30 protein-coding genes and 1 tRNA gene are annotated in these 25,513 nt (G+C 65.2%); 9 read left to right on the top strand and 22 right to left on the bottom strand.

Annotated features, from left to right (window positions below; genetic code table 11):
- Positions 1 to 19: 19 nt before the first annotated feature.
- Entirely contained in the window at positions 20 to 1,150 is a 1,131-nt protein-coding gene (gene psrA / locus ACE103_RS24095; protein WP_375775146.1) for an iron-containing alcohol dehydrogenase PsrA, read from the bottom strand.
- Between the two features lie 80 nt (positions 1,151 to 1,230).
- Here psrA and ACE103_RS24100 point away from each other — a divergent pair, with 80 nt between their 5' ends.
- A complete protein-coding gene (locus ACE103_RS24100; protein ID WP_375781172.1) occupies positions 1,231 to 2,139 on the top strand; it encodes a LysR substrate-binding domain-containing protein in 909 nt (302 codons plus the stop codon).
- Here the strand turns inward: ACE103_RS24100 and ACE103_RS24105 are convergent.
- The 4 genes from ACE103_RS24105 to ACE103_RS24120 are packed head-to-tail and all read right to left on the bottom strand — an operon-like array spanning position 2,108 to position 4,738.
- Positions 2,108 to 3,274 carry an MFS transporter gene (locus tag ACE103_RS24105; protein WP_375775147.1) on the bottom strand — a complete coding sequence of 389 codons (1,167 nt, stop codon included), beginning with the start codon at positions 3,272 to 3,274 and terminating at the stop codon, positions 2,108 to 2,110. The genes ACE103_RS24100 and ACE103_RS24105 overlap by 32 nt on opposite strands.
- Complete coding sequence (arsC, locus tag ACE103_RS24110) at positions 3,271 to 3,696, bottom strand: arsenate reductase (glutaredoxin) (protein ID WP_375775148.1); 426 nt, start codon at positions 3,694 to 3,696, stop codon at positions 3,271 to 3,273. Before arsC ends, ACE103_RS24105 begins: the two co-directional genes overlap by 4 nt.
- Entirely contained in the window at positions 3,693 to 4,379 is a 687-nt protein-coding gene (locus ACE103_RS24115; RefSeq protein WP_375775149.1) for an aquaporin, read from the bottom strand. The genes arsC and ACE103_RS24115 overlap by 4 nt, the downstream gene beginning before the upstream one ends.
- Positions 4,379 to 4,738, bottom strand: coding sequence for an ArsR/SmtB family transcription factor (locus tag ACE103_RS24120; protein WP_375775150.1), 360 nt, complete (start codon positions 4,736 to 4,738; stop codon positions 4,379 to 4,381). The genes ACE103_RS24115 and ACE103_RS24120 overlap by 1 nt, the downstream gene beginning before the upstream one ends.
- Positions 4,739 to 4,787: 49 nt before the next feature.
- Here ACE103_RS24120 and ACE103_RS24125 point away from each other — a divergent pair, with 49 nt between their 5' ends.
- A complete protein-coding gene (locus ACE103_RS24125; RefSeq protein WP_375775151.1) occupies positions 4,788 to 5,315 on the top strand; it encodes a DUF6428 family protein in 528 nt (175 codons plus the stop codon).
- A gap of 55 nt (positions 5,316 to 5,370) precedes the next feature.
- On the opposite strand, the gene ACE103_RS24130 is transcribed toward ACE103_RS24125, so the two are convergent.
- The 4 genes from ACE103_RS24130 to mgtE all read right to left on the bottom strand — a co-directional run bounded on the left by ACE103_RS24130 (position 5,371) and on the right by mgtE (position 8,364).
- Positions 5,371 to 5,799 (bottom strand): DoxX family protein, encoded by a 429-nt coding sequence (locus tag ACE103_RS24130; RefSeq protein WP_375775152.1) that lies wholly within the window; start codon positions 5,797 to 5,799, stop codon positions 5,371 to 5,373.
- 75 nt (positions 5,800 to 5,874) lie between these two features.
- Positions 5,875 to 6,084, bottom strand: a complete 210-nt coding sequence (locus ACE103_RS24135) for a hypothetical protein (protein WP_375775153.1) — start codon at positions 6,082 to 6,084, stop codon at positions 5,875 to 5,877.
- A 455-nt stretch (positions 6,085 to 6,539) separates the two neighbouring features.
- Positions 6,540 to 6,860, bottom strand: coding sequence for a DNA-binding transcriptional regulator (locus tag ACE103_RS24140; RefSeq protein WP_298376790.1), 321 nt, complete (start codon positions 6,858 to 6,860; stop codon positions 6,540 to 6,542).
- A gap of 82 nt (positions 6,861 to 6,942) precedes the next feature.
- Positions 6,943 to 8,364 carry a magnesium transporter gene (gene mgtE / locus ACE103_RS24145; protein WP_223967453.1) on the bottom strand — a complete coding sequence of 474 codons (1,422 nt, stop codon included), beginning with the start codon at positions 8,362 to 8,364 and terminating at the stop codon, positions 6,943 to 6,945.
- A gap of 84 nt (positions 8,365 to 8,448) precedes the next feature.
- Here mgtE and ACE103_RS24150 point away from each other — a divergent pair, with 84 nt between their 5' ends.
- Both ACE103_RS24150 and ACE103_RS24155 read left to right on the top strand, forming a co-directional pair.
- Positions 8,449 to 9,264 carry a polysaccharide deacetylase family protein gene (locus ACE103_RS24150; protein WP_375775154.1) on the top strand — a complete coding sequence of 272 codons (816 nt, stop codon included), beginning with the start codon at positions 8,449 to 8,451 and terminating at the stop codon, positions 9,262 to 9,264.
- A gap of 95 nt (positions 9,265 to 9,359) precedes the next feature.
- Positions 9,360 to 10,736, top strand: coding sequence for a polysaccharide deacetylase family protein (locus tag ACE103_RS24155; protein ID WP_375775155.1), 1,377 nt, complete (start codon positions 9,360 to 9,362; stop codon positions 10,734 to 10,736).
- 9 nt (positions 10,737 to 10,745) lie between these two features.
- Here ACE103_RS24155 and ACE103_RS24160 read toward each other — a convergent pair whose 3' ends face one another.
- The 3 genes from ACE103_RS24160 to ACE103_RS24170 form a co-directional block, all read right to left on the bottom strand.
- Positions 10,746 to 11,120, bottom strand: coding sequence for a hypothetical protein (locus tag ACE103_RS24160; protein WP_375775156.1), 375 nt, complete (start codon positions 11,118 to 11,120; stop codon positions 10,746 to 10,748).
- Positions 11,121 to 11,352: 232 nt separating this feature from the next.
- A tRNA-Leu gene (locus ACE103_RS24165) sits at positions 11,353 to 11,437 on the bottom strand.
- 92 nt (positions 11,438 to 11,529) lie between these two features.
- Complete coding sequence (locus tag ACE103_RS24170; RefSeq protein ID WP_021080574.1) at positions 11,530 to 11,775, bottom strand: FliM/FliN family flagellar motor switch protein; 246 nt, start codon at positions 11,773 to 11,775, stop codon at positions 11,530 to 11,532.
- 60 nt (positions 11,776 to 11,835) lie between these two features.
- Here ACE103_RS24170 and lipB point away from each other — a divergent pair, with 60 nt between their 5' ends.
- On the top strand, positions 11,836 to 12,564 hold the full coding sequence (gene lipB / locus ACE103_RS24175) for a lipoyl(octanoyl) transferase LipB (RefSeq protein WP_375775157.1): 729 nt from the start codon (positions 11,836 to 11,838) through the stop codon (positions 12,562 to 12,564).
- Between the two features lie 3 nt (positions 12,565 to 12,567).
- On the opposite strand, the gene ACE103_RS24180 is transcribed toward lipB, so the two are convergent.
- Positions 12,568 to 12,993, bottom strand: a complete 426-nt coding sequence (locus ACE103_RS24180) for a 4-oxalocrotonate tautomerase family protein (protein ID WP_375775158.1) — start codon at positions 12,991 to 12,993, stop codon at positions 12,568 to 12,570.
- Between the two features lie 112 nt (positions 12,994 to 13,105).
- Between ACE103_RS24180 and ACE103_RS24185 the strand changes: the two genes are divergently transcribed.
- Positions 13,106 to 13,963: a LysR family transcriptional regulator gene (locus ACE103_RS24185; protein WP_375781173.1), complete on the top strand. Its 858-nt coding sequence runs from the start codon at positions 13,106 to 13,108 to the stop codon at positions 13,961 to 13,963.
- A gap of 21 nt (positions 13,964 to 13,984) precedes the next feature.
- On the opposite strand, the gene ACE103_RS24190 is transcribed toward ACE103_RS24185, so the two are convergent.
- The 4 genes from ACE103_RS24190 to ACE103_RS24205 are packed head-to-tail and all read right to left on the bottom strand — an operon-like array spanning position 13,985 to position 17,103.
- Complete coding sequence (locus ACE103_RS24190) at positions 13,985 to 14,410, bottom strand: hypothetical protein (protein WP_375775159.1); 426 nt, start codon at positions 14,408 to 14,410, stop codon at positions 13,985 to 13,987.
- 10 nt (positions 14,411 to 14,420) lie between these two features.
- Positions 14,421 to 15,857: a TIGR01777 family oxidoreductase gene (locus ACE103_RS24195; RefSeq protein ID WP_375775160.1), complete on the bottom strand. Its 1,437-nt coding sequence runs from the start codon at positions 15,855 to 15,857 to the stop codon at positions 14,421 to 14,423.
- Positions 15,854 to 16,519, bottom strand: coding sequence for a DUF4166 domain-containing protein (locus tag ACE103_RS24200; RefSeq protein ID WP_375775161.1), 666 nt, complete (start codon positions 16,517 to 16,519; stop codon positions 15,854 to 15,856). Before ACE103_RS24200 ends, ACE103_RS24195 begins: the two co-directional genes overlap by 4 nt.
- 26 nt (positions 16,520 to 16,545) lie before the next feature.
- Positions 16,546 to 17,103 carry a GbsR/MarR family transcriptional regulator gene (locus tag ACE103_RS24205; protein ID WP_375775162.1) on the bottom strand — a complete coding sequence of 186 codons (558 nt, stop codon included), beginning with the start codon at positions 17,101 to 17,103 and terminating at the stop codon, positions 16,546 to 16,548.
- Positions 17,104 to 17,341: 238 nt separating this feature from the next.
- Between ACE103_RS24205 and ACE103_RS24210 the strand changes: the two genes are divergently transcribed.
- Entirely contained in the window at positions 17,342 to 18,154 is an 813-nt protein-coding gene (locus tag ACE103_RS24210; RefSeq protein WP_375775163.1) for a class I SAM-dependent methyltransferase, read from the top strand.
- 7 nt (positions 18,155 to 18,161) lie between these two features.
- Here ACE103_RS24210 and ACE103_RS24215 read toward each other — a convergent pair whose 3' ends face one another.
- The 5 genes from ACE103_RS24215 to ACE103_RS24235 all read right to left on the bottom strand — a co-directional run bounded on the left by ACE103_RS24215 (position 18,162) and on the right by ACE103_RS24235 (position 21,977).
- Positions 18,162 to 18,461, bottom strand: a complete 300-nt coding sequence (locus ACE103_RS24215) for an acylphosphatase (RefSeq protein ID WP_223967442.1) — start codon at positions 18,459 to 18,461, stop codon at positions 18,162 to 18,164.
- On the bottom strand, positions 18,458 to 19,324 hold the full coding sequence (locus ACE103_RS24220; protein ID WP_223967441.1) for an oxaloacetate decarboxylase: 867 nt from the start codon (positions 19,322 to 19,324) through the stop codon (positions 18,458 to 18,460). Before ACE103_RS24220 ends, ACE103_RS24215 begins: the two co-directional genes overlap by 4 nt.
- A gap of 79 nt (positions 19,325 to 19,403) precedes the next feature.
- A complete protein-coding gene (locus tag ACE103_RS24225) occupies positions 19,404 to 21,419 on the bottom strand; it encodes an acetyl-CoA carboxylase biotin carboxylase subunit (RefSeq protein WP_375775164.1) in 2,016 nt (671 codons plus the stop codon).
- Between the two features lie 166 nt (positions 21,420 to 21,585).
- Complete coding sequence (locus ACE103_RS24230) at positions 21,586 to 21,792, bottom strand: hypothetical protein (RefSeq protein ID WP_375775165.1); 207 nt, start codon at positions 21,790 to 21,792, stop codon at positions 21,586 to 21,588.
- 53 nt (positions 21,793 to 21,845) lie between these two features.
- On the bottom strand, positions 21,846 to 21,977 hold the full coding sequence (locus tag ACE103_RS24235) for a hypothetical protein (RefSeq protein ID WP_263009971.1): 132 nt from the start codon (positions 21,975 to 21,977) through the stop codon (positions 21,846 to 21,848).
- Positions 21,978 to 22,136: 159 nt separating this feature from the next.
- Between ACE103_RS24235 and ACE103_RS24240 the strand changes: the two genes are divergently transcribed.
- Entirely contained in the window at positions 22,137 to 22,934 is a 798-nt protein-coding gene (locus ACE103_RS24240; RefSeq protein ID WP_375775166.1) for a thermonuclease family protein, read from the top strand.
- A gap of 91 nt (positions 22,935 to 23,025) precedes the next feature.
- Positions 23,026 to 25,494 (top strand): PAS domain-containing protein, encoded by a 2,469-nt coding sequence (locus ACE103_RS24245; protein WP_375775167.1) that lies wholly within the window; start codon positions 23,026 to 23,028, stop codon positions 25,492 to 25,494.
- Positions 25,495 to 25,513: the final 19 nt, after the last annotated feature.

The following is a 25,513-nucleotide window of genomic DNA, read 5'->3' on the forward strand; positions in this document are numbered from 1 at the left end:
CCGTGTCACTATGCCGTCGTCACGCGCTCGCCGCGCTCGGCATCCGCAGCGTCTGCGATGCTTCGATCAGCCGTTCCTTCGACCCCAGAAAATTGCGGCCGCGCTCGCCCTCGAGCGAGTCCGCGATCAGCGCGTGCCATTCCGCACGGTCGATCCTGTAGGCGGCCGGATTGCAGGAGATGCCGAGCCGCGCCATGAAGTCCTCGAGATCGTCGGCCGCGCGTGCGAGGTCGCTGCCGAAGATCTGCTTGAGGCTGTCTTCGCAGAGCCCGCCCGCCCCGCGCACGCTGCGCAGCACCATCGGCAGCGAGAACGAGCAAGCGATGCCGTGCTGCACGCCATGCCGCAGCGTGATCGGGTAGGACAGCGAATGCGCGATCGCGGTCTTGGTGTTGGAGAACGCAAGGCCCGCGAACAGCGCCGCCTGCGCCATCCGGCTGCGCAGTTCGAGATTGCCGAGATCATTGGCGAGCTTCGGCAGCACGTCGAGAACGCCGCGCGCCGCCGCCACTGCATGGTTGGCCGACACCGGGTTGTTGTTGACGTTCCAGATGCTCTCGAGCGCATGCGACAGCGCGTCGAGGCCGGTGCTGATGGTGAGGAGCTGCGGCTTGCCGAGCATCAGGCGCGGATCGATCACCGCATGGGTCGGATAGAGCGACGGACGCGCCAGCGAGTATTTCTTGCCATTGGCCTCGTCCCACACCGTGCCCCAGCACGTCACCTCACTGCCGGTGCCCGCGGTGGTCGGCACCGCGATGATCGGGATCGCCGAAAGCCGATCGGCGCCCTGCTGCGTCTCTAGATAAGTCTTGACGATCGCGAAGTCGCCGCCGGCGGCCGCGAACACCTTTGCGGAATCGATCACCGAGCCGCCGCCGAGCGCGACGATGACCTCGGGCTGCTTGGCGAGCCCGGCAAAGCGCGCGGTCTGCTCGGTGAGGAGGCGGTAATCCGGATTGGGCGCGACGTCGCGGATGGTTAGAACTGAAGCCCCCGCCGCAGCGCGCAGCCGCCGCTCAAGCTCGGCGAAGACCGGCTCGCCATAGGTCACCAGCGCATAGGCGCGCTTGGCGATCAGCGCCGGCAGCTTGTCGAAGCTGTCGGCTCCGAATTCGATCCTTACCGGGTTGGAATAACTCCAGTCCATCCGCGCGTCCTCCATTTGGCGCGAAGGTACGGCGCCGGCTACTATTGACAAATTCATTCTTCGGATGCGTTCTATTGATTATGTCAATAGTGTTCAGCCAGCTTCGCGCTTTCCATGCGGTCGCTTCCCATGGCGGCTTCACCGCGGCCTCGCGCGTGCTCAATGTCGGGCAGCCGACGCTGACCATTCAGGTCAAGGAGCTGGAGGAGACCTATGGCGTCGAGCTTCTGATCCGCAAGCCGCGGCACACCGAGCTCACCGAAGCCGGCAGCGCGCTGTTCGAGATCACCCGCGGCATCATGACGTTCTGCGACGAGGCGCACGAACTATTGGCCGCGCACGGCAAGGCGACCAAGGGGCACCTGCGGGTCGCGACCGTCGGGCCGTTTCACGCCACCGAGATCATCGCAGCGTTCAAGCGCGATCATCCCGAGGTGCAGATCTCGACCTTGCTCGGCAATTCCGAACGCACGCTTCGTCACATCGTCAATTTCGAGGCCGACGTCGCGATCTTGGCCGAGGTGCCGGAAGACCCGCGCGTCACCATGATCCCCTATCGCACCCACCGCGTGATCGTATTCGTCAACCGCGATCATCCCTGGTTCAAGCGGAAGTCGGTCAGGCTGCGCGAGCTCGCCGACCAGCCCATCGTGCTGCGCGAGCGCGGCTCGACCACAAGGCGCGCCTTCGAGGCGACGATGCAGGCCGAGGGCATCCAGATCGAACCGGTGTTCGAGATCGAGAGCCGCGAGGGCGTGTGGAAGGCAGTCGAGCGCGGCCTCGGCATCAGCGTCGTCGCCGACTTCGAATTCGTGCCGCATCCTAACCTGCGCGCGCTCGAGATCAGCGACCGCACCATCAAGACCCAGTACAGCATCGCTCATCACAGCGGCCGCGGCCACTCACCGATCATCAAGGCCTTCATCGAGACGGTTCGGCGGATGAAGAGTCGCGACGCTACTGCGAAGGGCTCGTCGGCTCGGCCTTGAGTGCGAACAACGCGAGCAGCGCGGCCAGGCTGAGAGCCGACGTGACCGCGAACGTATAGCCGCCGAGTGGCGCAATCAGGAATCCGAACGCCAGGGGCGCGATCGCTTGCGACAGTCGCGACGGCGCGCCGAGCAGCCCCAAGCGGTAGCCGTAATCCTTTGGACCGAATATCGCCAACGGCAGCGTGCCACGCGCGATCGTGAGGATGCCGTTTCCGGCGCCGTGCAGCAGCGCGAAGATCCCGGCGAAGCCTCCACCGAACAGGCCGATGACGCAGGCGCCCAAGGGGTGCGTGATGCAGGCCAATCGCGCCGACCATAGCGGATGAAAGCGCTTCAGCAGGCTCGCTTCGACAATCCTTGCCGCCACCTGCGCCGGACCGATCAACGCGCCTGCCGCGATCGCCTGCGTTTGCGTCGCGCCCAACGCCTCCAGAATTCGCGGCAAATGCACCGCCATCGCCGACGTGACGCTCCAGGCCGCCGCGAAGGCAAAGGCAAGCAGCACCATCGCGCGGTCGATTGGAATATGCGGCTTGGGCGTGTCGGCTGCGATCCGGTGCTCGCTCTTCAGCTTGGGGACCAGGAAGGCGTTGAGCGGCAGGCAAATGAGAATGTGCGCCGCCGCCCAGCCGAAGCAGGTCCAGCGCCAGCCGATGGTTGCGAGGCCCCACGCGGTGAGCGGCCAGCCGATCGTGCTGGCAAACCCGGCGATCAGGGTGATGCCGGTGATGGAGCGGCGGGCGGTGTTGCCATAGATGCGCCCGAGCGCCGCGAACGCCGCATCATACAGGCCGAGGCCCATGCCGACGCCGAGCAACAGCCAGCTTGCGGCCATCAGAACGGTGCCCTGCGAAAGCCCGAGCAGGATTAGGCCGGACGCCAGAATCAGGTTGGACGCGCAGAGCACTTCGCGCCCGCCCATGCGGTCGATCTGGCGGCCGACGCGCGGGCCGAGTAGTCCTGAGATCACGAGCGCCATCGAGAACGCGGCGAACAGCCAGTTCGTCGAGATGCCGAGGTCCCGCGCAATCGGGTCCGCGAGAATCGCCGGCAGATAGTAGCTCGACGCCCAGGCCAGGGTTTGCGTGGTGCCGAGCGCGACGATCAGGACGTTATCTGCGCGGCGGCTCATCCGGCGTGCGCACCCGGCTTCCTGGGCAAGACCACTTCGCCGTCTTCCTTGACGAACCGGCCGATGTCGACAACGGCGAGGAGATCAAGGACGGCTTCGGACGGCCGGCACAACCTCACGCCCCTGGGCGAGACCACGATCGGCCGATTGATCAGGATCGGATGCGCCATCATGAAATCGATCAATTCGTCGTCGCTCCATTTCGGATTAGCAAGGTCGAGCGCGGCATACGGCGTGCCTTTCTCGCGGAGCAGCGCGCGCGGCGTCATGCCCATGGCAGCGATTAGCGCGACCAGCTTGTCGCGTGAGGGAGGCGTCTTGAGATATTCGACGATCTCGGGCTCCTCCCCGCTTTGGCGGATCATCGCCAGGGTGTTGCGCGACGTCCCGCAAGCGGGATTGTGGTAGATCGTGATCGTCATCGGGTGACTTCCTCTGTGGTTTCGGCGCCCCGCAGCAGCCAGCTCATGAATGCCAGCGCGACCATGGCTCCCAGAACCTCGGCGACGATGAATCCCGGCAGGTCCTGCGCGCGGATGCCGGAAAACGTATCGGTGAACGATCGCGCGATGGCAACGGCCGGATTGGCGAACGACGTGGATGCGGTGAACCAGTACGCGGCCGTGATGTAAAGCCCAACCAGCCATGGAATTGCGGCCTCACGAAACCGGAGGCCACCGATGATCGTTGCGACCAGTCCGAACGCGGCAATGAATTCCGCAAACCACTGCGGAAATCCTGTCCTTGCCTTGGCCGAGAACTCCAGGAGCGGCAGGCCGAACATGGCATGCGCGACCATTGCGCCGAGGATTCCCCCGAGCACCTGCGCCGCGATGTACTGCGCTGCATGCGGTGGACGGAGCTCGCCCTTGAGCATGAAGACCAGCGTGACCGCCGGATTGAAATGCGCGCCGGAAATTGGTCCGAGAATCGTGATCAACACGACCAGAATGGCGCCGGTCGGAAGGGTGTTGCCGAGCAGCGCCAACGCAACGTCCTTGGTCAACGTCTCGGCCATGATGCCGGAGCCAACGACGGTTGTGACCAGCAGCAAGGTGCCGAGGCCCTCGGCGACAAGGCGTCGCGGCAGATCGAAGGCGCGCATCAGACACGCGCCTTCTTCTTGGCCGTGGAAGGCCTGCACTCGGCATCGGCGAGCGCCGGCGCGCAGATTTCGGGGTGGCCCGCACAGCAATCCTTCATCAGGAAGGCGATGAGATCGCGGAGGCCAGTGTAATCCGCCGAGTAGATGATCGAACGCGCCTCGCGGCGTGGCACGATCATGCCCGCATGCTCGAGGTCCTTCAGGTGGAACGACACGTTGGATGGCGATACTTCAACCGCCTCGGCAATCGCCCCTGCCGCCATGCCATCGGGACCGGCCTGGACCAGCAACCGCACGATCCGCAGCCGCGTTTCCTGCGACAGCGCGGCGAAGGCGGTTCGGGCTTGACGCTCCTCCATCTTTCGATAATCCTATAATTCAATAATCATTGAAATGAGGATAGCAGCCATGACCATGCTTGCCAATACCCGATCGACCGTCGGCGCCCTGCTCGCGGTGGAAGAGCTTTCATCTGCCGCCCTCCTTTCCAGCCTCGAGGCGCACAAGGAGAAGCCGCTGATCTTCAGTTACGACGGGCGCGACGTCCGACCCAGCTACCACGTGACCGAAGTCAAAACCGGCTCATTCAGAGGGCTCGATTGCGGCGCGAACCCTGAGAGCTGGAGCGAGACCTTCATTCAGCTCTGGGACATCGAAGAGGAAAACCGAGGCCACATGCCGGCCGGGAGATTTCTCGCGATCATCCGCAAGGTCGACGAGGCCGTCGGTTTCGATCCGCAAGCCAAGCTGACCTTTGAGGTCAGCGATGGCGTCCGGCCGATGCAAATCTATCGCGCGGAACGCATGGATACGGGCGACGCCGCGATCCACGTCTATCTCTCGGCGCGCCCGTCGAGTTGCAAGCCGCGCGACCGATGGCTGCAGGAACAGCAATCGTGCTGCGCGCCGAAAGCCAAGCAGCCTTGCTGCGGTTGATGGATGTGACCGCGTGGCGGGCCCGCGCCGGTCGCGCGCCCCCCTCGCGAAGCCGTCAGGCTGTCGTTGGCAGAAGCCGGCGCTCCCAAGGCAGCTTGGGGACCTTCACCGCAAACGCTCCGTCGCCCAGCAGCGCCTGGACGGCGAGCATGATCGCCCAGACGAACGGCATCTCCCAGCCGGCTTCCGTGAACCAATAGCCCTTTCTAAGCATCCAGAAGTGGGTTGCGCCTAGCATCATCGGGATCGCGTAGATGCTCACCCAGCGCGTATAGATGCCGAGCAGCAGCAGAAGCGCCGATCCGAATTCGGCGCTTAGAGCGTAGGCAAGAACCCATTCGGGATAACCGAGTTTGGAAAGGCCGTTCCACCACAGGCTAATCGGCTTGAGCACGCATTTGCCGTAGAGATGAGCAATGAAAAGTCCGGCAAGCGTAACGCGGAGCAAAAAGGCAGCATAAGGCGCAGTTCTCTGGTCGATCATGCGTACCTCCCAAATAGAAGTCTGTCGCAATCGCAGAACAACGATGTCCAGCTGGCCTAGCGCCCCGGTCGCGAACTATCTGTCCTCGTCGAAGCAAGCCAACGCTCCCTCGATGAGCTCGATCTCCTCGGAGAGAGTCTCATTCACGACCGATGGCCTGAAACCGGGAACGCTGTGCGTTCGAACATCGTCCAATAGTTGTTGGCGATGGTCTCTGAGCTGTTCCAGCGCTTGACGATTCTTCAGCGACACGTAGCCGGCAATGATCTGCTCGATGGCCTTCATGGGGAAATCCACGCTTCAAATAAGAACGTACTGCAATCCCGCGATTAAAGCGGCCAAACCGCCTTGCTGGCAAGTCCCATGAGATTGTGCCGGGAGCGAAGGCCCCGTTGCGACCGGCCCGGCGAAAGCCGCGACCTATATCCACCGAAGGCGATTGTTGCGCGGTGCTGGGGCCACAGCCCTCTCTAACAACACGCCCCTATGGTTACGGGTCCCAGCTTTCGCGGGGACGACGATTGCGGATAAGGGCTGCGCCGCACATTCGGTGTCGTCCTGGCGAAAGCCAGGACCCATTACCCCAAATCTCAATTGTTGCGCGACGCTGAGGCGACAATCCCGTTCAACACCACATGCGGTGGTTATGGGTCTTGGCTTTCGCCAAAACGACGGTTGCGAATATGGCGCGTGAATTCGATCAATTGGCTGACAATGACGGCGGAGCGCGCCGTATCAGCTCACGCCGCGGTCGGCTCGCTCGACAGTGCGGCGAACACCGTCTCCGGCGAATGGGCGATCACCGCGAGCAGCGCGCGGGCGGGTCCCCGCGGGGCGCGCTTGCCCTGCTCCCAGTTGCGGATGGTCTCGACCGGCACGCCGAGCTTGGCGGCGAATTCGAGCTGGGTGAGCTGGGCCCGGCGGCGCAGATCGCGCACGGCCGGTTGCGAGGCCGAAGGCTGCATTGCCGCCTCGGCGGGATGTGCGGGCACGAGCGGGATTTCCTGCCCGTCGCGCAATTCGACGATCCGTCCGTCCGCCTTGAGCCGCAACCGCTGCATGATGGCCCCCGTGAAGATGGGACCATCATCCGCCAACCCCGTTAAGGCGCGATTAACGATAAGCCGGCCGCCAAGTCGCAGACTATTTCAGCCCGAACCAAAGCGTGGCGATGCCGAGAAACGAGAAGAAGCCGACCACGTCGGTGACGGTCGTGACGAAGGTGCCGGAGGCGACCGCGGGATCGGCGCGCACCCGTTCCAGCACCATCGGAATCAGGATGCCGCCGAGCGCGCCGGCGACCAGGTTGCAGATGATCGCAAGCCCGATCACGATGCCGAGACCGGGGATCCTGAACCAGGCCACCGCGGCGATGCCGGTGATGACGGCAAAGGCGAGGCCGTTGACGAGCCCGACCATGGTCTCGCGCAGCACCACCCGTGTCGCGTTGAACGCACCGAGTTCGCGGGTGGCGAGCGCGCGCACCGCGACCGTCATGGTCTGGGTCGCGGCATTGCCGCCCTGGCTCGCCACGATCGGCGCCAGCACCGCGAGCGCCACCATCTTCTCGAGCTGGCCCTCGAACAGGCCGAGCACCGACGAAGCCAGGAACGCGGTGGCAAGATTGACCAGCAGCCAGTTGAACCGGCCGCGGGCAATGGTCCAGACCGTGTCGGACAGCTCTTCAGGATGGGTGACGCCGCCGAGTGCCTTGAGGTCCTCGTCGGCCTCCTCCTCGATCACGTCGACGACGTCGTCGATGGTGATCACGCCGACCAGCCGCTCGGTGGTGTCGACGACGGGAGCCGCGACCAGATTGTACTTGCCGAACATCCGCGCGACTTCTTCCTGGTCCTCCAGCGCGGAGACCCGGCGACGGTCCTCGTCGATCAGATCCTTGACCGGGATCGGGCGGCGCGTGCGCAGCAGCACGTCGAGCGGCACGGCGCCGAGCAGGTGCTTGTCAGCGTCGACCACGTAGATCTCGTAGAAGCGGTCCGGCAGATCGGGCGTGTCGCGCATGTAGTCGATCGCCTGCCCGACTTTCCAATCCGGCGGCACCGCGATGAACTCGGTCTGCATCCGCCGGCCGGCGGAATTCTCCGGATACAGCAGGCTGCGCTCGATGTCCTCGCGCTCGGCCGCCGGCAGCTTCTCCAGGATCTCTTCCTGGTCCTCCTCATCGAGGCTCTCCAGCAGCTCGACGGCGTCGTCGGATTCGAGTTCGCGGACGCCCTCGGCGACGGTCTCCGGCTCGAGTTCCTCGAGGATCTCCTCGCGGACCGTCTCGTCGACCTCGTTGAGCGCCGAGAAGTCGAAGTCCGTGCCGGTGATCTCGACCAGGGTGACGCGGTCGTCGGGCTCCAGCGCCTCGATCAGGTCGCCGAGATCGGCCTCGTGCAGTTCCGCCACCACCTCGCACAGCAGAGGCCGGTCCGCGGCGTGGATGGCCCGGGTGATGCCAGCGACGAATTCGGGGCGGAGCTGGCCCTCCTCGTCCCGCATCGGCATCCGGGCGAGCGGGTCGGCCTCGGCGGGTTCGGCAACGTCGATATTCTCGGCCATGCCGTGTTTCGCCGGTTTGACAGGAGGGGAAAAACTGCTCTGATGAGTGCGGAACGGATTACCTAATCGGTGGGGCCCAGTGCAATGAGAAAGATGTCGAGCGCACCGCGACCGATCCTGAACATTGTCGCGGCGCTGATCGCGCTCGCACCTGTTGCGCTGATTAGCTCGGCGAAGGCCGCCGAATGCCCGCGCAAGGACGCACTCGGCACCTCGCGTGTGCTGGAGGTCGACCCTGCGACCTATCCGCGCGTCGGGCAGAAAAGCTTTCCGCAGACCCTGCCGCTGCGGGATGGCGAAGTCGTGCTGACGTTCGACGACGGGCCGACACCTGGCGTCACCGACAAGGTGCTGACGGCGCTGGCAACCGAATGCGTGCAGGCCACCTTCTTCATGGTCGGCCGCAATGCGGCCGATCATCCCGACATGGTCCGCAAGATCGCACGCCTCGGCCACAGCATCGGCTATCACAGCTGGGACCATCCGCATCTCAACAAAATGCCGACGGATCAGGCCGAGGCGAACATCAATCGGGGGATCGAAGCAGTCCAGACCGCCCTGCGCGGCACCGCGAGCACGGTCCCGAGCACGCCGTTGTTCCGGTTCCCCTATTTCGAATCGACGCCCGCGCTGCTCGAGCGCATGGAAAAGCGTGGTATCGCGGTGTTCGGCGCCGATTTCTGGGCCAGCGATTGGAACAAGATGACCCCCGAGGAGGAACTCAAGCTGCTCACCGGGCGGCTCGAGGGCCATCGCAAGGGAATTATCCTGCTGCACGACCCGCAAATGCGAACAGCCGAGATGCTGCCCGCCTTCCTAAGGTACCTGCAGGAGCATAATTATCACGTCGTCCACATCATCCCGGCGGCGATGAAGACCGTGTCCGACCGGACACATTGAACCCGCCACCCAAGGTGGATTACAGACCGTTAAGGCGGCATTCATGGGGCCGTCCTTAAGGATTCGTCAGTGCGTTTGGAATGCGGCCGAGATCGATGATTGCAGACGTCCTGGTGATGATCCGGAAGCGGTCGCGGACCGTGATCGGCGCGGCGCTGCTGGGCTGCTGCTTCATGACGCCGCCGGCCGCCCTCGCCGCGGATTGCCCGGGTAACCCCAACGCACTCGGCACCTCGCGGACCCTCGTCGTCGATCCCACGGAGCATCCGCGGATCGGCACCATGCAGTATCCGGAGACGCTGCCGCTCGCCGATCACGAGGTGGTGCTGACCTTCGACGACGGACCGCTGCCGAAATACAGCAATCAGGTGCTGGCCATTCTCGCCAGCCAGTGCGTCAAGGCGACCTTCTTCACCATCGGCTCCCAGGCCCGATTCAATCCGGAGGGCGTGCGCAAGCTGATCGCCGCCGGACATACCGTCGGCACGCACAGCCAGAATCATCCGTTGACGATGAACAAGATGCCGCTCGAACAAGTACGGCAGGAAGTCGACGACGGCATCGCCTCGACGCTCGCCGCGCTCAACGGCGACAAGAGCAAGCTCGCGCCGTTCTTCCGGATCCCCGGCCTGATGCGCGCCGAGATCCCCGAAGCCTATCTGGCGTCGCAGGGCATCCAGGTCTGGAGCGCCGACTTCCCGGCTGACGACTGGCGCCACATCTCGCCGCAGCGGGTCTACGATCTCGCGATCCAGCGGATCGAGGCCAAGCACAAGGGCATCCTGCTGCTGCATGACATCCAGCCTCGCACGGTCGCGGCGCTGCCGCGCATCCTCAACACGCTGAAGGAGCGCGGCTACCGCATCGTCCATGTCGTGCCCGCGACAGCGGACCGTCCAGCGACGCCGACCGAGCCGCAGCAATGGTTCATGCGTCCGCCGACCGAGACGATCGCGATCACGCGCTGGCCCAAAATACCGAACTTCGTCTTCACCGCGACGCGGACGCTGCCGGCGCCGGTGTTTGCCGACATGGATTGGCGCGATGCCGACATCCTCGATCACGCGCAGCGCGCGCGCGTCGGCGCATCCGTCCGCACGCTGTGGCCGCAGCCGCAACTCACGCAGCCCGAGTCGGCCTCGACATTACCGATACCGGCGGCTGACGTGTTTCGCATTCCCGAAGCGCTGGACGTGACACTGCTTGCGGCCCGCTCGGCGGCCGAACGCCGTCTGGCACAGCGCGCGGCAGCTGTCCCCGGCGTCGGCGCACCGCGCGCGCAGGCGATGTCAGCGCGCCAGGCCAGGCACCCGAAGCAGGCCGCGCATCAGCTCCCCGCTGCGGCCCACGGCCGGCTTCACGGAGCGCCGCTGCGTGTCGCGCCGCCGACCGCGAGCAATGCGTCGGTCCACGTCGCCAAACGCACCCCACGCGCCGAGGCCTCGGCGGCCGGCAAGCGCGTGCCTGACTAGAGCCGCGATCTAGCTGACCACGATCTTGGCGACGCAGAGCAGGATCACCAGCGCCAGGAAGAAGATGTCGATATAGGATTTGATCTCGCCGGCATGCTTGAGCGCGGTGACATCGGCGACGATCTGCTTGCGCGAGGCCGCAGCATTGGGCCCCTCACCGGCCGCAGTGGCGAGCCGCCGCGTCTCGCCTTCGAGGCGCTCGATACGCTGGAAGAAATAGAACGAGCGCAGGCCCGAGAGGGCATGCATCGTTGCATAGACCAGGACCAGGATAGCGACCGTCGCGCGCTGCTCGTATTTCTCCAGCAGGTTCAGCGTGCAATAGACCAGCCCCAGGAACACGAAGTTGGAGAGGATACGGTAGGCGTAGCTGGCAAAGATCATCAGGCGCTCCGGGTGGGGCTGGCTTGCGGCCGCGCGATCGGACGAAGCGGCCGCTTCCGGTCGGCAGCGCCACGCCCACGAGGCCATGCATCCGCGAAACTACCTGACCGGTGTTACAGGACCGCCGGCACTCCACGTCAGCCGCGGGCACTCGTCGGACCTGCCACGGGGCGCGGGGCCGGCACGGCCAGTTCGTCGAAAAATCCAGCGATTTCAAGGATCAGCTGAGGTGTGGTGCGCTCGGAGGGACTCGAACCCCCACGGTGTTACCCACTGCCACCTCAAGGCAGCGCGTCTACCAATTCCGCCACGAGCGCTAAGGATGTCGGATGGAACCCTAAGGCGCCGCCGCATCGAGGGGGCCATGTAACAAATCATGCATGCAGGGACAAGGCGCTTGATGCATGAATTAACTGCGAACCCCGGGAGATTTCGGCAGCATCTGCTTGACCTCGACCGCAATCCGGTTGCGGTCGACCAGGACGACGCCGCTGGCCACCGGCAGGTTGTTGGCGAGGATCTTGACCTCGTCGGCCTCGGTGGCATCCAGTTCGATGATGGCGCCGCGGGACAGCCGCATGACCTGGTGGATCGGCATGGTGGTCGTGCCGAGGACCACCATGAGATCGACGCTGACTTTATCGAGGGTGGGCACTTCTGAACCGCCGAACTGGAACTAAATTGTGGATTCACCTGACCACGTTAGGGTTAGCCAATGGTTAACGACCGCCAAAGCCTCGATTTGACGACCTTTGCGCGCCCTTCGGGCGGCGAAGCGGTCGAATGGCGGATCTCGGACCGTCCAGTGCCCTACCCCGATTCTCTCGCCGCGATGGACACAAGGGTGGCCGCGATCGCCGAGGGCTCGGCGCCGGAACTGGTGTGGCTGCTCGAGCATCCGCCGCTCTACACCTCCGGCACCAGCGGCAAGGCCGATGACCTGCTCGACCCGCGGTTCCAGACCTTCCAGAGCGGCCGCGGCGGCCAGGTCACCTATCACGGCCCGGGCCAGCGCGTTGCCTATGTGATGCTCGACCTGAAGCGGCGTCGGCCGGATGTGCGCGCCTATGTCGCCTCGCTGGAGGAATGGATCATCCGCACGCTGGCCGCCTTCAACGTCCGCGGCGAGCGCCGCGAGGACCGCGTCGGGGTCTGGGTGCGGCGTCCGGACAAGGGGCCGGGACATGAGGACAAGATCGCCGCGATCGGCGTGCGGCTGCGCCGCTGGGTCTCGTTCCACGGCATCGCGATCAATGTCGAGCCCGACCTCTCGCACTTCCAGGCGATCGTGCCCTGCGGCGTGGTCGATCCGCGCTACGGCGTGACCTCGCTGGTCGATCTCGGGCTGCCGGTCACGATGGCCGATGTCGACATCGCGCTCCGGCAGGCATTTTCCGAGGTGTTCGGCGGCATAGCGGCGCGCCTGCCGGAAGCGACCTCATAGGACCTACGCCGCCTTCTGCGACGCGACCTCGAGCTTGCCGGCGATGTAGCGGCGCTCCTGGGTCAGCCCGCCGAAGCCGTAGGCATCGCCCTTCACCTCGTCGACATGGGCGTAGCTCTCGGTGTGGAGCGGCCCGAGCAATTCGCCCATCCGCTTGAACAGCGCGGCGAGATAGGCCGCCTTCTCGTCCTTGGTGTTGGTGCCTTCGGTAACGTGGATGTCGAGCCAGTAGCTCGCGAGCCCCTGCTCGGCGAGCGACTTGCCGCCGGCGAACCAGTCGGCCGCGTCGGCGGACTTCACAATGATTGCCGTGACCTTGGGGTCCTTGTGCAGGATCCCCGAGGTCAGGTCCGACACGGCGGCGGCGATGTCGGACTTCAGCGACGGCCTCTCGCGGGAGGTCGCATAGGTGACGGTGATGAGCGGCATGATCGGTCTCCTTGAATTCGGTTGGCGCGGGTCAATCGCGCCTCCTCTAGCTAGACCTTTGCGCATCATCTTGGTATCTTATCTAGATGGATAGCAATGATAATGTTTGTTGATCATGACGACGCTCGATATCGACACCGTGCAGGCGTTCCTCCTCGTCGCCGAGCTGCAGGGCTTCACCCGTGCCGCCGAGGCGCTCGGCACCACGCAGGCGGCGATCAGCATGAAATTGCAGCGTCTGGAAACCGTGCTCGGCAAGCGGCTGGTCGAGCGTTCGCCGCGCGCGGTGCGGCTCACTGCCGATGGCGCGGCGTTCCTACATCACGCCCGCGCGCTGATCGAGGTGCATGACCGCGCACTTTCCGGCGAGAAGCTGGCGCGGCAGCTACTCACGCTCGGGATCAGCGATCACGCCGCTGGTCCGGAGCTCGTGCCGCTGCTGGAGCGCCTGCACGCAATGGCCTCCCAGCTTGCACTCGCCGTGACCATCGGCTTCTCGCGCGAGATGCTCGACGCCTACGATGCCGGCGAACTCGACGCCGTGATCGTACGCCAGGAAGGCAGCCGGCGTGGCGGCGAGAAACTGACTGAAGACGAATTCGGCTGGTTCGCCGCCAAGCGCTTCGTCTGGCCGCGCGGCGACGCACTCCCGCTGGCAACGCTGGCGCCGCCGTGCGGGGTGCGTGCGCTGGCCGTACGCTCGCTCGACAAGGCCGGCATCGCGTGGACCGAAGGCTTCGTCGGCGGCGGCGTCACCGCGGTGGTCGCAGCCGCGCTCGCTGGCCTTGCCGTCGCACCGCTCGTCCGCCGCATCGCGCCGCCGGGCCTGATCGACATCGGGCCCACGCACAAGCTGCCGCGGCTCGGCGCGTCAAAGGTGATGCTGCATTCGAAGGTCAGCGATCCCGCCAAGCTCGCGGCACTGCGGACGCTGGCAGCGACGTTCCGAAGCGTGGCGTCTGCAGCGTAGTGCGGGCATGGCTCTGCGGCATCACAAGGAATGCTCGGCGGCTTCCAGCTCTCTCACGACAAACCAGTAGGTCAGGCCTGCGACGAATCCGGCGGCGGCGAACAGGCAGACAAATCCGGATGTCCAGACGGCCGGAGACCGCAGCAGCACCGTGATGCTCAACGCACCGATCGCAGCGCCCGCGCTGGCGAAGAACCCCGCGGATCGAATCTCCAGCTGCTTGCTCAGCCAGATCACGATCGCTGCGGGAACGGCGGTCAGCACACATGTGACGACGAGAACCAGGAATGTGGGAAGCAGAAGCGCGATGGCGCCTCCCAGCAGCCTCGTGATGTCGCCGCCGGATACGACCATCAAGAGGGTCTGGACAACGCCGGAGAGAACCGCAGTTGCGGCCCCGCATCCGGCGAGCCAACCTCCAAATGCGTGGCAACCGTCATCAGACATGTCACCCTCCTCACAAGATCGCATCGAACGCGCTGCGCAAGGTTTCGTGCCGGAACACAAAGCCGTTGCTCAGCGCCTTGTTCGGCAGCACGCGCTGGCCGCCAAGCAGGAGCTCGTTGGCGAAGTCGCCGCCGACTGCACGGAGCAGCACGGCAGGGACGCGGAAGACCGCGGGCCGGTGCAGGCGGCGTCCCAGCTCCTCGGTGAACTTCGTATTGGTCACCGGGATCGGCGCCGTCGCGTTGATCGGGCCAGATAGTTCAGGTTTCGCGATCACATGCGCGATCAGGCGCACCAGATCGTCACGCTCGATCCATGACATCCACTGCTTGCCCGAGCCGAGCGGGCCGCCGAGACCGAATTCGAACGGCGTCAGCATCCGCGTGATGAAGCCGCCATCGGTGCCGACCACGAGACCGATCCGCAAATACGCCACGCGCACGCCGTGATCGGCGGCTGGCTTCGCCGCATTCTCCCAGGCCTCGCACAATTCGTGACTGAAGCAGGCATGGGATTTCGCAGACTCCGTCAGCACCTGGTCCTGCCAGAGCCCGTACCAGCCGATCGCGGACCCGCTTACCAGTACCGCCGGCTTGCGTTCGAGCCGCGCGATCAGCCTGATCACCTCGGCCGTCATGTCGACACGCGAGGCGATGATCTTGCGGCGCTTGGCTTCAGTCCATAGACCGTTGCCGATCGGCTCGCCCGCGAGATTGACGATGGCGTCGATCTTGCTATCGGCAGGCAGCTGGTCGAGGCTCGTGATCAGCGTCACCGGCGGCGGCAACATCTCGGCCTTCGCCGGATTGCGGATCAGCGCAATCACCTGATGGCCTGATGCGGTGAGGCTCGCGGCGAGACGGTTGCCGATGAAACCGGTCGCACCGGTGATGAGCACGGTCTGCCGCGCCGGCAATTTCTCGACCAAGCTCGCGGCCGGCGCGCTGGACATCCGTCCCAGTCGCTTGGCAGCGGCGAAGTCACGCGCACCGAACAGCGCCGCGCCGAAGGCCGCGGCCGTTGCGAACAGGCTTAGCAGGCCCGCAGAAGCCGGCACGACGGCGGTCGGCAGCACCGCCCAGCCGATCAGCACCGGCACCAGCAGCACCAGGATGGCGCCATAGTTGATCGCCAGCAGCGTATGATTGATCCGCTCGCTCGGTGGCAGCTTTCGGCTCAAATCCTCCTCGACGAAATCCATCAGCGTGATGACGACCTCGATGACCAGCACGGCCATGACGGCGATCGCAAGAATGCCGTGCACCTCGAGCCAGCCGAGCACGAGGAATAGCAGCGCATAAAGCATGTTCCGCACGCTGTGCAACTGAAGCTCATGGCGCTGCGAGGGACGCCAGGCGAGCCGCTCGGTGAATTCGTGGTGATAGAAGGTGTCGAAGGCGCCCATCGCGATCTGGATGGCGACCAAAGTCCACAGCAGCGGCGTCATGACGAAGCCTCCCTGAACACGGCAGACTGACGGATCAGCCGGCCGAAACGCGGGTGGATAATCTCCAGCGTGAAGCGGAAGTCGCCGCAGCCGAGATCGGAATGCGTGACGGTGAGATCGCCGGGCGTGAGCCATTCGGGCAGCGGCAGGCGAAACGGACCGAGTTGCAATGAGTAGCCGACGCTGTGAAACACCAGCGCCTCGTGCTCGACCGCGATCCGCAGCGCCATGCTGACGCCGAAGCCGACATACTCCTCGAGCCCGGTCGACCCGGCAAAGCGCTTGGCGGAATGGATCACCTGCGGGAAGCCATCGCGGCGCGCGCAGATGCGGGTCCAGATCTGACCGCCGGTCGCGGCGTCCTCGGTGACCGTGACGATCATCGGCACGCGGGTCTCGGTGCCGGTCGGCAGCGGTCCGCCGATCAAACGCGCGGCCTGTGCCAGCCACCAGCCGGCGCGGCTGCTCAAGGCTTCCTCGACCTCGCCGACATAGACGACGGTGTTGCCGTCCTCGAACCGCTTCGAGAAGCGCCGCCAGATCGCGACCGGCAGGCGGCCCCAATCCTCATCCGGCAGCAACGCGCGGAAGCGATGGTCGTCGAACAGTTTCGTATCGGAAGCCGGCGCTGTCTTTAAGGTCGATATCCTTGCTGACGCCATCGCACACTCCCGTTACGCCGCCGCCCCTATCTGGCTCTGCCTGTCGGCAGGAAACTCACGATCTTCTCGCCGAGCCTGATCAACGCGACCAGGCGCGGGCGTGGCACGTTCAGCATCTGCGTGTACCAGCGGTCGACCAGCTCGGTGAATGTCAGCATCTCCTTCAACCGCTTGCTGGCGAGCGCGCTGATGGCGGGATCGTCGGCCGCGTCGGAGACGCAGGCGCGTAGCGCGGCAAGCGCCGGATCGATCTCGCGCTCCTTGCGCCCGGCCGCGATCTTCGCCGCGACCTCCCAAATGTCGGTCTCAGCCTCGAAATGGTCGCGACGATCGCCAAGGATCGGCACCCGCCGGATCAATCCCCAGGACAGCAATTCCTTGATCGAGTTGGAGACGTTGGAGCGCGCCATGCCGAGCGTGTCCGCGATGTCTTCCGCGGTCATCGGCGCTTCGGCGAGGTAGAGTAGCCCGTGGATCTGGCTGACCGAGCGGTTGACACCCCATCCGTCGCCCATGTCGCCCCAATGCAGGATGAAGCGCTCGACGGCGGCAGGGAGTTTCTTTTTGGCGGTCATTTCTGTCATGACAGAAATATCAGATTATTCGGAGCGAAAGTCAAGAGGTGCCGGGAGCCGCTCTTGAGCGACGGTGCGGCGGTCCGCCCGGTGACCGGCGTGACGAACGCGTCACTCCACCTCATCGCGGACGGCAGCCTTTTTCTTCGTAACCACCGAACCTTCGTCCACGCTGATCGGACACAAAACTCTAGGGCCGCGCTGTGGAAAGCCGGTTGCCGGCCCAGTTGCGCGAGGAGCATCAACCATGACAGCGTCGGACAAGGAGTTCGTCGGTTCCATTCCCGAACTCTATGACCGGCTGCTCGTGCCGATGATTTTTGAACCCTACGCACGCGACCTGGCGCAACGCGCCAAGGCTCTTGGCCCGCGCGACCTGCTCGAGACGGCCGCGGGCACCGGGACCGTCACCCGCGCGCTGTGGTCGGCGCTCGGCCGCGACACAAGGATCGTGGCCACCGACCTGAATGAACCCATGCTCGAACGGGCGAAATCGCGGATGCCGGACGGGGCCGATATCAGGTGGCGGCAGGCCGACGCACTCAACCTGCCGTTCGACAGTGCGAGCTTCGATGTCGTCGCCTGCCAGTTCGGCGCGATGTTCTTCCCCGATAAGCCCAAGGGTTATGCGGAGGCGCGCCGTGTCCTGAAGCCGGGCGGCCGTTTCCTGTTCAGCATGTGGGATCGCATCGAAGACAACGAGTTTGCCGACGTGGTGACCCAGGCATTGGCGGAGGTCTTCCCGGCCGATCCGCCGCGATTCCTGGCGCGCACGCCTCATGGCCACTACGCGCCAGACCCTATCCGGGCCGATCTCTTGGCCGCGGGCTTCGGCAAGATCGAGATCGACACCGTACCGCAGCAATGCCGTGCGAACGCGCCGCACGATCCGGCGATCGGGTTTTGTCAGGGCTCACCGCTGCGCGGCGAGATCGAGGCGCGCGGCGGTATCGGCCTTGATGCTGCGACTGAGCACGCCGCAGCGGCGCTCGCGCGCCGCTTCGGCAACGGCGCGATCGAAGGCCGCATTCAGGCGCTGGTGATCACGGCTGTTGCGTGACCACGCGTCAGACCGTCGGCAGGACCGAGAACCGCTGCCCTGCCCGGCGCTGGTTCAAAAGATCGGAAGTGCCGCTCCCGGCGTGCACGGCATCGACCCGCGCCGAGAACGGTCCGCGGCCACATGCAGAGATCATGTCGGCGACAACGTTGTCGGCTCCGGCGAACACCGCCTCGACGCTGCCGTCACGGCGGTTACGGACCCAGCCTTCGAGGCCGCGCGCGTTCGCCTGCTCGTCCACCCAGGCACGATAGCCGACGCCCTGGACACGGCCGCTGATCGTGACATGGCGGATCACGCCGCTCATTTCTTCAGACCGAGGAACTCGCCGCTGCGCGCCTTGGTCTCCGCCTCGCGCATCACCCGTCCGGTCAGTTCGGACGAGGCGACGCCCTTGAGGTGCTTCGGCGAAGTGCCTTCGCGCAGCGCCTTCAGCGTCTCGTAGACGGCCTGGGTTGCGGCCGCGAACGGCGCGTGGCCCTGCAGCGCAATTCTGACGCGCTGGCTTGCCAGATAATCCAGCGCGGTCATCTCTTCCGGCGCGCCGCCGAGCACGATCGGCAGTGTCGTCGCGGCCGAGAGCGCTTCAAGCTCCTCGCGCGACTTGATGCCGGTGAAGAACAGTCCATCGACGCCGACCGCCTCATAGGCTTTGGCACGCATGACCGCGTCATCGAGATCAGTGATCGAGACGGCACCGGTCCGGCCCAGGATGACGAGCGACGGATCGCTGCGCCCGTCGAGCGCGGCCTTCATCTTCCCGACGCCTTCATCGAGCGAGATCAGCTGCGCCTTGGCCTGACCGAACGCTTGCGGCAGCAACGTGTCCTCGATGGTGAGGCCCGCGGCACCGGCGGCTTCGACCTCCTGAACCGTGCGGCGAACGTTGAGGGCATTGCCGTAACCGTGGTCGGCATCGACCAGCACAGGCAAGGTCGACGCGCGCGACATCCGGCGTACCTGCTCGGCGAATTCGGTCAGCGTGATCAGCGCAATATCGGGATCGCCGAGCACGGCGAGCGACGCCACCGAGCCGCCGAACATGCCGAGCTCGAAACCGAGATCTTCCGCGATCCGGATCGAGGTCGCGTCATAGACCGAGCCCGGGCGAATGCAGGTTGATCCGCTCAGAATCGATCGCAGTGCTTCGCGGCGCTTGCGGAAGGCCATGTCTCTGACTCCTTGTTCGTCCTTGCGAGAGCGCCGGCGACGACTGGTCCGCCGGAGCCTTCGCGAAGGCGGAGCTCTTTTATGCGAACTCCAGGATCAGCGCGTCGACCGCGAGCGTGGCGCCGGCGGCGGCGTGGATCTTCTTGACCGTGCCGTCGCGCTCGGCGCGCAGCACGTTCTGCATCTTCATGGCTTCCACCACCGCGAGCGTCTCTCCGGCCTTGACCTCCTGGCCCTCGGTCACCGCGATCGACACCACGAGCCCGGGCATCGGGCACAGCAACTTCTTGCCGGTGTCGGCGGCCGAAACCACAGGCATCAGCTGCGCCGAGGTCGCCTCGGTCTCGGTGAAGACATAAACCGGCACCTCAAAACCCTGATGCGCGAGGCGGAAGCCGTTGTTGATGGCGCGCACCTGCACGGCGACAAAATTGCCGTCGATGGTGCCCTGCCAGACCGGCTCGCCCGGCACCCAACTCGACACCAGATTGTGCGGATTGCCGGGCAGCCCGTCGGTGCCAATGAAGCGCACCGCGATGGCGTCATCCTCGCGCGCGACGTCGAGCGCGATCTCGGCGCGATCGAGCCACACCGCGCGGCGGCGCTCGCGCAGCACCACGCGCCCGCCCATCTGGCCGGAGATCTGCCGCTTGCGTTCGCCAAGCACGTGATCGATCGCGGCGCCGACCGCCGCGAGCCGCCGCGCGATCTCGCCTTCGGGCGCACGCGCGGAAAATCCCTTCGGGAATTCCTCCGCGATGAAGCCGGTCGAGAGCCGGCCCTCACGCCAGCGCGGATGGTTCATCAATGCCGACAGGAACGGAATGTTGTGCCTGATGCCGTCGACATAGAAGGCGTCGAGCGCAGTCGCCTGCGCCTCGATCGCGGCGGCGCGCGACGGGGCATGGGTGACGAGCTTGGCGATCATCGGATCGTAATGGATCGAGATTTCGCCGCCCTCCTGCACGCCGGTGTCGTTGCGGATCGTGATGCCGTCATGGCTGGCCTCGGCCGGCGGACGGTATTTCACCAGGCGGCCGATCGACGGCAGGAAGTTGCGGAACGGATCCTCGGCATAGACGCGGGACTCGACCGCCCAGCCGGTCAGCGCGACGTCCTTCTGCGCGAGCGCAAGCTTCTCGCCGGCCGCGACGCGGATCATCTGCTCGACAAGGTCGATGCCGGTGATCAGCTCGGTGACGGGATGCTCCACCTGCAGGCGGGTGTTCATCTCCAGGAAGTAGAAGCTCTTGTCCTGGCCGGCGACGAATTCCACCGTGCCGGCCGAATCGTAGTTCACGGCCTTGGCGAGCGCGACCGCCTGCTCGCCCATCTTGCGGCGGGTCTGCTCGTCGAGCAGCGGCGACGGCGCTTCCTCGATGACCTTCTGGTTGCGGCGCTGGATCGAGCACTCGCGCTCGCCGAGATAGATCACGTTGCCATGCTTGTCGCCAAGGATCTGAATCTCGATGTGCCTGGGATCGACGATAAATTTCTCAACGAAGACGCGGTCGTCGCCGAACGACGATTTTGCTTCCGCCTTGGCGAGGTTGAAGCCTTCGGCGACTTCGCCCTTCGAGTGCGCGATGCGCATGCCCTTGCCGCCGCCGCCGGCGGAGGCCTTGATCATCACGGGGTAGCCGATTTCGTCGGCGATCTGGACGGCGTGCTTGTCGTCCTCGATGACACCGAGATGGCCGGGCACGGTTGAGACCTTGGCCTTGGCCGCGGCCTTCTTGGATTCGATCTTGTCGCCCATCGCGGCGATGGCGCCGGGGTTCGGGCCGATGAAGACGATGCCGGCGGTTTCCAACGCGCGCGGAAACGCCTCGCGCTCAGACAGGAAGCCGTAGCCGGGATGCACCGCCTGCGCGCCGGTCTTGCGGCAGGCGTCGACGATTTTGTCGATCAGAAGATAGCTCTCGGCCGCGGCCGGCGGGCCGATCAACACGGCGTCGTCGGCCATCTCGACATGCAGCGCGTCGCGGTCGGCCTCGGAGTAGACGGCAACCGTCTCAATCCCCATACGGCGCGCAGTCTTGATGACCCGGCAGGCGATCTCGCCGCGGTTGGCGATCAGGATTCGTTTGAACATGCTCTTCTTGCTTGGGCTTTGGGCAGGATTCCTCCCCGCGCAATCCGGCACGGGCGATTGGGCGTAACCGCTCCGTGGTACAGCAAAATGCCCCGGAGGCAAATGCAGACCCGGCCCCGGCGTGGCCAATCCTTGCCCAGTCCCTGGCGGTAGCCTGAGGGGTGTTTCAGCCCGAATAGGTCTTGAAGCGGCCGCGCGAATGCGCCTTCGCGACGGCCTTCATCAGCTCGCTGACCTCATTCTCCAGGAATTCATTGGCCACGATCAGCGCCCGGACGGTCGCACGCAAATTGCCGCCGCAGGCGGAAATCGCCTGATCGACAGCCGCTTCCAGCCCGTCATCGTCATCAGATTCGGGCCGTGCAGACATCATGGGGCATCCGGGATTCAGGTGGCACATCATGTTCCTATTTTGTTCTCATGAAGTCAATCGGATCTTTGCTCGGAAGCTGTTTCCTGAGGTGCCGTTGGTCTCTTCCGCCGCCAGCGCGCGAGGCATTGCAGGGTCCAGATGTCGGTGATGACATCGGCAATGAGGTTGATGATGAACTCGGCCATATCAGCATCCCTATCGATGGCAGTGTCCGGCCGTTCTACGTCGCGGAATGCCGATCGGGATGTGACGGCGCGCACGCATCTCGTACGAACAGGCCTTGGTTGGATCGTACCTGCCTGTGCTAGAAGTTCGGCTGCCCGCCAAAAATCTGAAGTGAGAAAATGCGGTTTCGCAATCCGGTCATCACGACACTTCTCCTGACATGCCTGTCCGCGAGCGCTGTCCTGTCTGCAACGGCTGCCCTGTCTGCGACCGCTGGCCCCTCGGCCACGGCGATCGTCAAGGACGCCGGCACCGTTCAGCTCGGCAACACGGTCTATCGGCTCGACGGCATCGACGCGCCGGCGGCCGACCAGCTCTGCATCGACGAGCACGCCGACGTCTGGACCTGCGGGATTGAGGCCCGCGACCAGCTAACAAAGCTGATCGGCGGCAAACCGATTCATTGCGACGACATCGGCGTCGATCCGACCTTCAAGAAGCGCCGCCTCGGCGTCTGCAAGCTCGAGGGTGACCCGACCAGCCTCAGCCAGGTGATGGTGCAGAAGGGCTACGCCCTCAACGTCGAGACATCGGCCACTGGCCGATTCAAGCCGGATCAAGCCACCGCCAAGGACGGTCGTGCGGGACTGTGGAAGGGCTGCTTCGTGGCGCCGCGCGATTTTCGTCTCGGCAAGAAGGACGGCGCCCTGCTTGGCAACGCCTGCCCGGCCGACCGTGACACGCAGATCCGCAATGCGCTCTTCCCGGACGACCTGCCGATGCCGGCAAGCTGCAATATCAAGGGCAAGTATGCCGTCCGCGCCCGCGTCACCGGCAATGTCGGCATCTATCATTTGCAGGCGTGCCGCAGTTACCCGGGCCTCGGCAATCCGGATCGCTGGTTCTGCTCCGAGGAGGACGCGCAGGCCGCCGGGTTCCGCAGGGCCTATAATTGCCGTCCGCCCAAAGGCAAATGAGGGGCAAGTGACGGGCGAGTGATCGCCGCAAATCGCGCTGGAAAAACCGCCGCTTCCTGTGTGAAACTGCGCCGAGAGGTTGCCGGCGCGTATGACCCCACCCGATCCCGCTGATGTGCTTCCCGAAGCTGCGGCAGCCGAACGGCTGCGGCAGCACCTTGAGGAGATCGCGCGCGAACGCGACCGCGCCCATCGCGAGCTTCAGGAGCGCGAGGCCGAGCTGGCACGGATCCAGCGCATCGCGCGGGTCGGCGGGCTCGAGATCGATTTCCGCGACGGCGTGCGCAACCGCCGCTCCCCCGAATATCTGCTGGTGCATGGCCTGCCTCCCGAGGAGGTCAACGAGACCTATGAGAACTGGGTCGCGCGCATCCACCCCGACGATCGCGAACGAACCATCAGCCACCTGCTCGGCGTGCTCAAGGCCGGCGGCGAGGATTACACCGCCGAGTACCGCATCATCCGCCCGAACGACGGCGAGAGCCGCTGGATCCGGGTCGTCGCCAAGATCGACCGCGATCGCAACGGCCGTGCGCTGCGGCTGGTCGGTGCCGATCTCGACGTCACCGATCAGATGCTGGCGCAGGAAACCCTGCGCGAGAGCGAGGAACGCTTCCGCCTGATCGCCGACAGCGCGCCGGTGCCGATCTGGGTGACCAAGCTCGACCGCACCCGCTCTTTCGCCAACCAGGCGTATCTCGATTTCCTGGGCCTGCCGTTCGAGGAAGCGGTCGTGTTCGACTGGCGCAAGGCGCTGCATCCGGACGATCTGCCGAACATCCTGCAGGAGCAGATCACCGGCGAATTGTCGCTCAAGCCGTTCGTGCTCGAGGCTCGCTATCGCAACGCCGCGGGCGATTGGCGCTGGCTGCGCTCGGAATCGCAACCGCGCTGGGACCCGAACGGCAAGCATATCGGCTTCATCGGCGTCGCCCACGACATCACGGCGGCTAAGGAAGCCGAGATCGAGCTGCGCAAGCTCAACGAGTCGCTGGAGCGGCGCATCCTGGAGCGCACCGCCCAGCTCGAATCCCGCGAAGCACAGACCCGCGCGATTCTGGAAACCAGCCATCAATACCAGATGCTGCTCAACCGCGATGGCGGCCTGCTCTACAGCAACCAGACCGCGCTGGCCGGCATCCGCGCCGAGGCGGCGGATGTCGTCGGCAAGCCGTTCTGGGATACGCCCTGGTTCACTGCGACCGACGGCATGCCGCGCGTGATCCAGAATGCCTTTGCAACCGCGATGCGCGGCGAGGACGTCAAGATCGAGCTGCAATTGCAGCTCCCGATCGGCGAGCGGTATTTCGATTTCGCGATGCGCCCGCTGCAGGACCAGCACGGCACCATCGTCGGCGCGGTGCCGGAGGCCGTCGATATCACCGAACGGCGCCTCGGCGAGGAAGCGCTGCGGCAGTCGCAGAAGATGGAAGCGGTCGGCCAGCTCACCGGCGGCGTCGCGCACGACTTCAACAATCTGCTCACCATCATCCGCTCGGCGACCGACTTCCTGCGCCGCCGCGAGCTGCCGGACGAGCGGCGACGCCGCTATATCGACGCGATCTCCGAGACCGTCGAGCGGGCCTCCAAGCTCACCGCGCAGCTCCTGGCGTTCGCCCGCCGGCAACCGCTCAATCCGGAAGTGTTCAATGTCGGAACGCAGGTCGATAGCGTGGTGCAGCTGATCCGCCCGCTGGCCGGCGCGCGGATTCACATCGAGGTCAGGATCGAGGATCCCGACTGCTTTGCGATCGCCGATATCGGCCAGTTCGAGACCGCGATGATCAACCTTGCGGTCAACGGCCGCGATGCCATGAACGGCGAAGGCCAGCTGACGATCGGCGTCAGGAAGGTCAAGCACATCCCTGCCCTGCGCGCCCAGGCCTCGCGCAGCGGCGATTTCGTGACGGTCTCGATCCAGGATACCGGCACCGGCATCTCGCCGGAAAATCTCGACGCGATCTTCGAACCGTTCTTCACCACCAAGGAGGTCGGCAAAGGAACCGGCCTCGGACTGAGCCAGGCCTTCGGCTTCGTCAAGCAATCCGACGGCGATATCGAGGTCACCTCTACGCCGGGGCACGGCGCGACCTTCACCATCTATCTGCCGCAGGCGATGCGCCCGGCGGACGCCAAGGTCGCGGCCAGTGCCGGCATCGAGCAGGCATCGATCGGCCGCGGTTATCGCGTCCTCGTGGTCGAGGACAACGACGATGTCGGCCAGTTCTCCACGGAGCTGCTCGAGGATCTCGGCTATTCGGTCAAGCGCGCGGCGAATGCCAACGCGGCGCTGTCGATCCTCTCCGAGAACGAGTTCGCCGCCGACCTCGTGTTCTCCGACGTGATCATGCCCGGCATGAATGGCGTCGAGCTCGCCGGCGTGATCCGCGATCGCTTTCCCGGCCTGCCGGTGGTGCTGACCAGCGGCTACAGCAACGTGCTCGCCGAGAACGCGCATAGCGGCTTCGAGCTGATCCAGAAACCCTATTCGGTCGAGGCGCTGTCGCGCACGCTCCGCAAGGCGATCGCCGAGCAGCGGGCGACCGCCTCAAAACCCTGATCCCGCTGCCCGCCGTTCG

This window comes from Bradyrhizobium sp. ma5, assembly GCF_042258955.1.
GTDB lineage: Bacteria > Pseudomonadota > Alphaproteobacteria > Rhizobiales > Xanthobacteraceae > Bradyrhizobium.

What these genes read in the sequence shown, in the direction of transcription:
- ACE103_RS24105 (WP_375775147.1), bottom strand. Translation starts at nt 3,274, where the DNA reads ATGAGCCGCCGCGCAGATAACGTCCTGATCGTCGCGCTCGGCACCACG.
- ACE103_RS24140 (WP_298376790.1), bottom strand. Translation starts at nt 6,860, where the DNA reads ATGCAGCGGTTGCGGCTCAAGGCGGACGGACGGATCGTCGAATTGCGC.
- ACE103_RS24160 (WP_375775156.1), bottom strand. Translation starts at nt 11,120, where the DNA reads ATGATCTTTGCCAGCTACGCCTACCGTATCCTCTCCAACTTCGTGTTC.
- ACE103_RS24215 (WP_223967442.1), bottom strand. Translation starts at nt 18,461, where the DNA reads ATGAGCGGCGTGATCCGCCATGTCACGATCAGCGGCCGTGTCCAGGGC.
- ACE103_RS24125 (WP_375775151.1), top strand. Translation starts at nt 4,788, where the DNA reads ATGACCATGCTTGCCAATACCCGATCGACCGTCGGCGCCCTGCTCGCG.
- lipB (WP_375775157.1), top strand. Translation starts at nt 11,836, where the DNA reads ATGGTTAACGACCGCCAAAGCCTCGATTTGACGACCTTTGCGCGCCCT.
- psrA (WP_375775146.1), bottom strand. Translation starts at nt 1,150, where the DNA reads ATGGACTGGAGTTATTCCAACCCGGTAAGGATCGAATTCGGAGCCGAC.
- ACE103_RS24235 (WP_263009971.1), bottom strand. Translation starts at nt 21,977, where the DNA reads ATGGCCGAGTTCATCATCAACCTCATTGCCGATGTCATCACCGACATC.
- ACE103_RS24115 (WP_375775149.1), bottom strand. Translation starts at nt 4,379, where the DNA reads ATGCGCGCCTTCGATCTGCCGCGACGCCTTGTCGCCGAGGGCCTCGGC.
- ACE103_RS24240 (WP_375775166.1), top strand. Translation starts at nt 22,137, where the DNA reads ATGCGGTTTCGCAATCCGGTCATCACGACACTTCTCCTGACATGCCTG.
- ACE103_RS24195 (WP_375775160.1), bottom strand. Translation starts at nt 15,857, where the DNA reads ATGACGCCGCTGCTGTGGACTTTGGTCGCCATCCAGATCGCGATGGGC.
- ACE103_RS24190 (WP_375775159.1), bottom strand. Translation starts at nt 14,410, where the DNA reads ATGTCTGATGACGGTTGCCACGCATTTGGAGGTTGGCTCGCCGGATGC.
- ACE103_RS24210 (WP_375775163.1), top strand. Translation starts at nt 17,342, where the DNA reads ATGACAGCGTCGGACAAGGAGTTCGTCGGTTCCATTCCCGAACTCTAT.
- ACE103_RS24130 (WP_375775152.1), bottom strand. Translation starts at nt 5,799, where the DNA reads ATGATCGACCAGAGAACTGCGCCTTATGCTGCCTTTTTGCTCCGCGTT.
- ACE103_RS24220 (WP_223967441.1), bottom strand. Translation starts at nt 19,324, where the DNA reads ATGGCCTTCCGCAAGCGCCGCGAAGCACTGCGATCGATTCTGAGCGGA.
- ACE103_RS24200 (WP_375775161.1), bottom strand. Translation starts at nt 16,519, where the DNA reads ATGGCGTCAGCAAGGATATCGACCTTAAAGACAGCGCCGGCTTCCGAT.
- ACE103_RS24135 (WP_375775153.1), bottom strand. Translation starts at nt 6,084, where the DNA reads ATGAAGGCCATCGAGCAGATCATTGCCGGCTACGTGTCGCTGAAGAAT.
- mgtE (WP_223967453.1), bottom strand. Translation starts at nt 8,364, where the DNA reads ATGGCCGAGAATATCGACGTTGCCGAACCCGCCGAGGCCGACCCGCTC.
- ACE103_RS24205 (WP_375775162.1), bottom strand. Translation starts at nt 17,103, where the DNA reads ATGACAGAAATGACCGCCAAAAAGAAACTCCCTGCCGCCGTCGAGCGC.
- arsC (WP_375775148.1), bottom strand. Translation starts at nt 3,696, where the DNA reads ATGACGATCACGATCTACCACAATCCCGCTTGCGGGACGTCGCGCAAC.
- ACE103_RS24225 (WP_375775164.1), bottom strand. Translation starts at nt 21,419, where the DNA reads ATGTTCAAACGAATCCTGATCGCCAACCGCGGCGAGATCGCCTGCCGG.
- ACE103_RS24155 (WP_375775155.1), top strand. Translation starts at nt 9,360, where the DNA reads ATGATTGCAGACGTCCTGGTGATGATCCGGAAGCGGTCGCGGACCGTG.
- ACE103_RS24150 (WP_375775154.1), top strand. Translation starts at nt 8,449, where the DNA reads ATGAGAAAGATGTCGAGCGCACCGCGACCGATCCTGAACATTGTCGCG.
- ACE103_RS24180 (WP_375775158.1), bottom strand. Translation starts at nt 12,993, where the DNA reads ATGCCGCTCATCACCGTCACCTATGCGACCTCCCGCGAGAGGCCGTCG.
- ACE103_RS24120 (WP_375775150.1), bottom strand. Translation starts at nt 4,738, where the DNA reads ATGGAGGAGCGTCAAGCCCGAACCGCCTTCGCCGCGCTGTCGCAGGAA.
- ACE103_RS24100 (WP_375781172.1), top strand. Translation starts at nt 1,231, where the DNA reads ATGTCAATAGTGTTCAGCCAGCTTCGCGCTTTCCATGCGGTCGCTTCC.
- ACE103_RS24245 (WP_375775167.1), top strand. Translation starts at nt 23,026, where the DNA reads ATGACCCCACCCGATCCCGCTGATGTGCTTCCCGAAGCTGCGGCAGCC.
- ACE103_RS24230 (WP_375775165.1), bottom strand. Translation starts at nt 21,792, where the DNA reads ATGATGTCTGCACGGCCCGAATCTGATGACGATGACGGGCTGGAAGCG.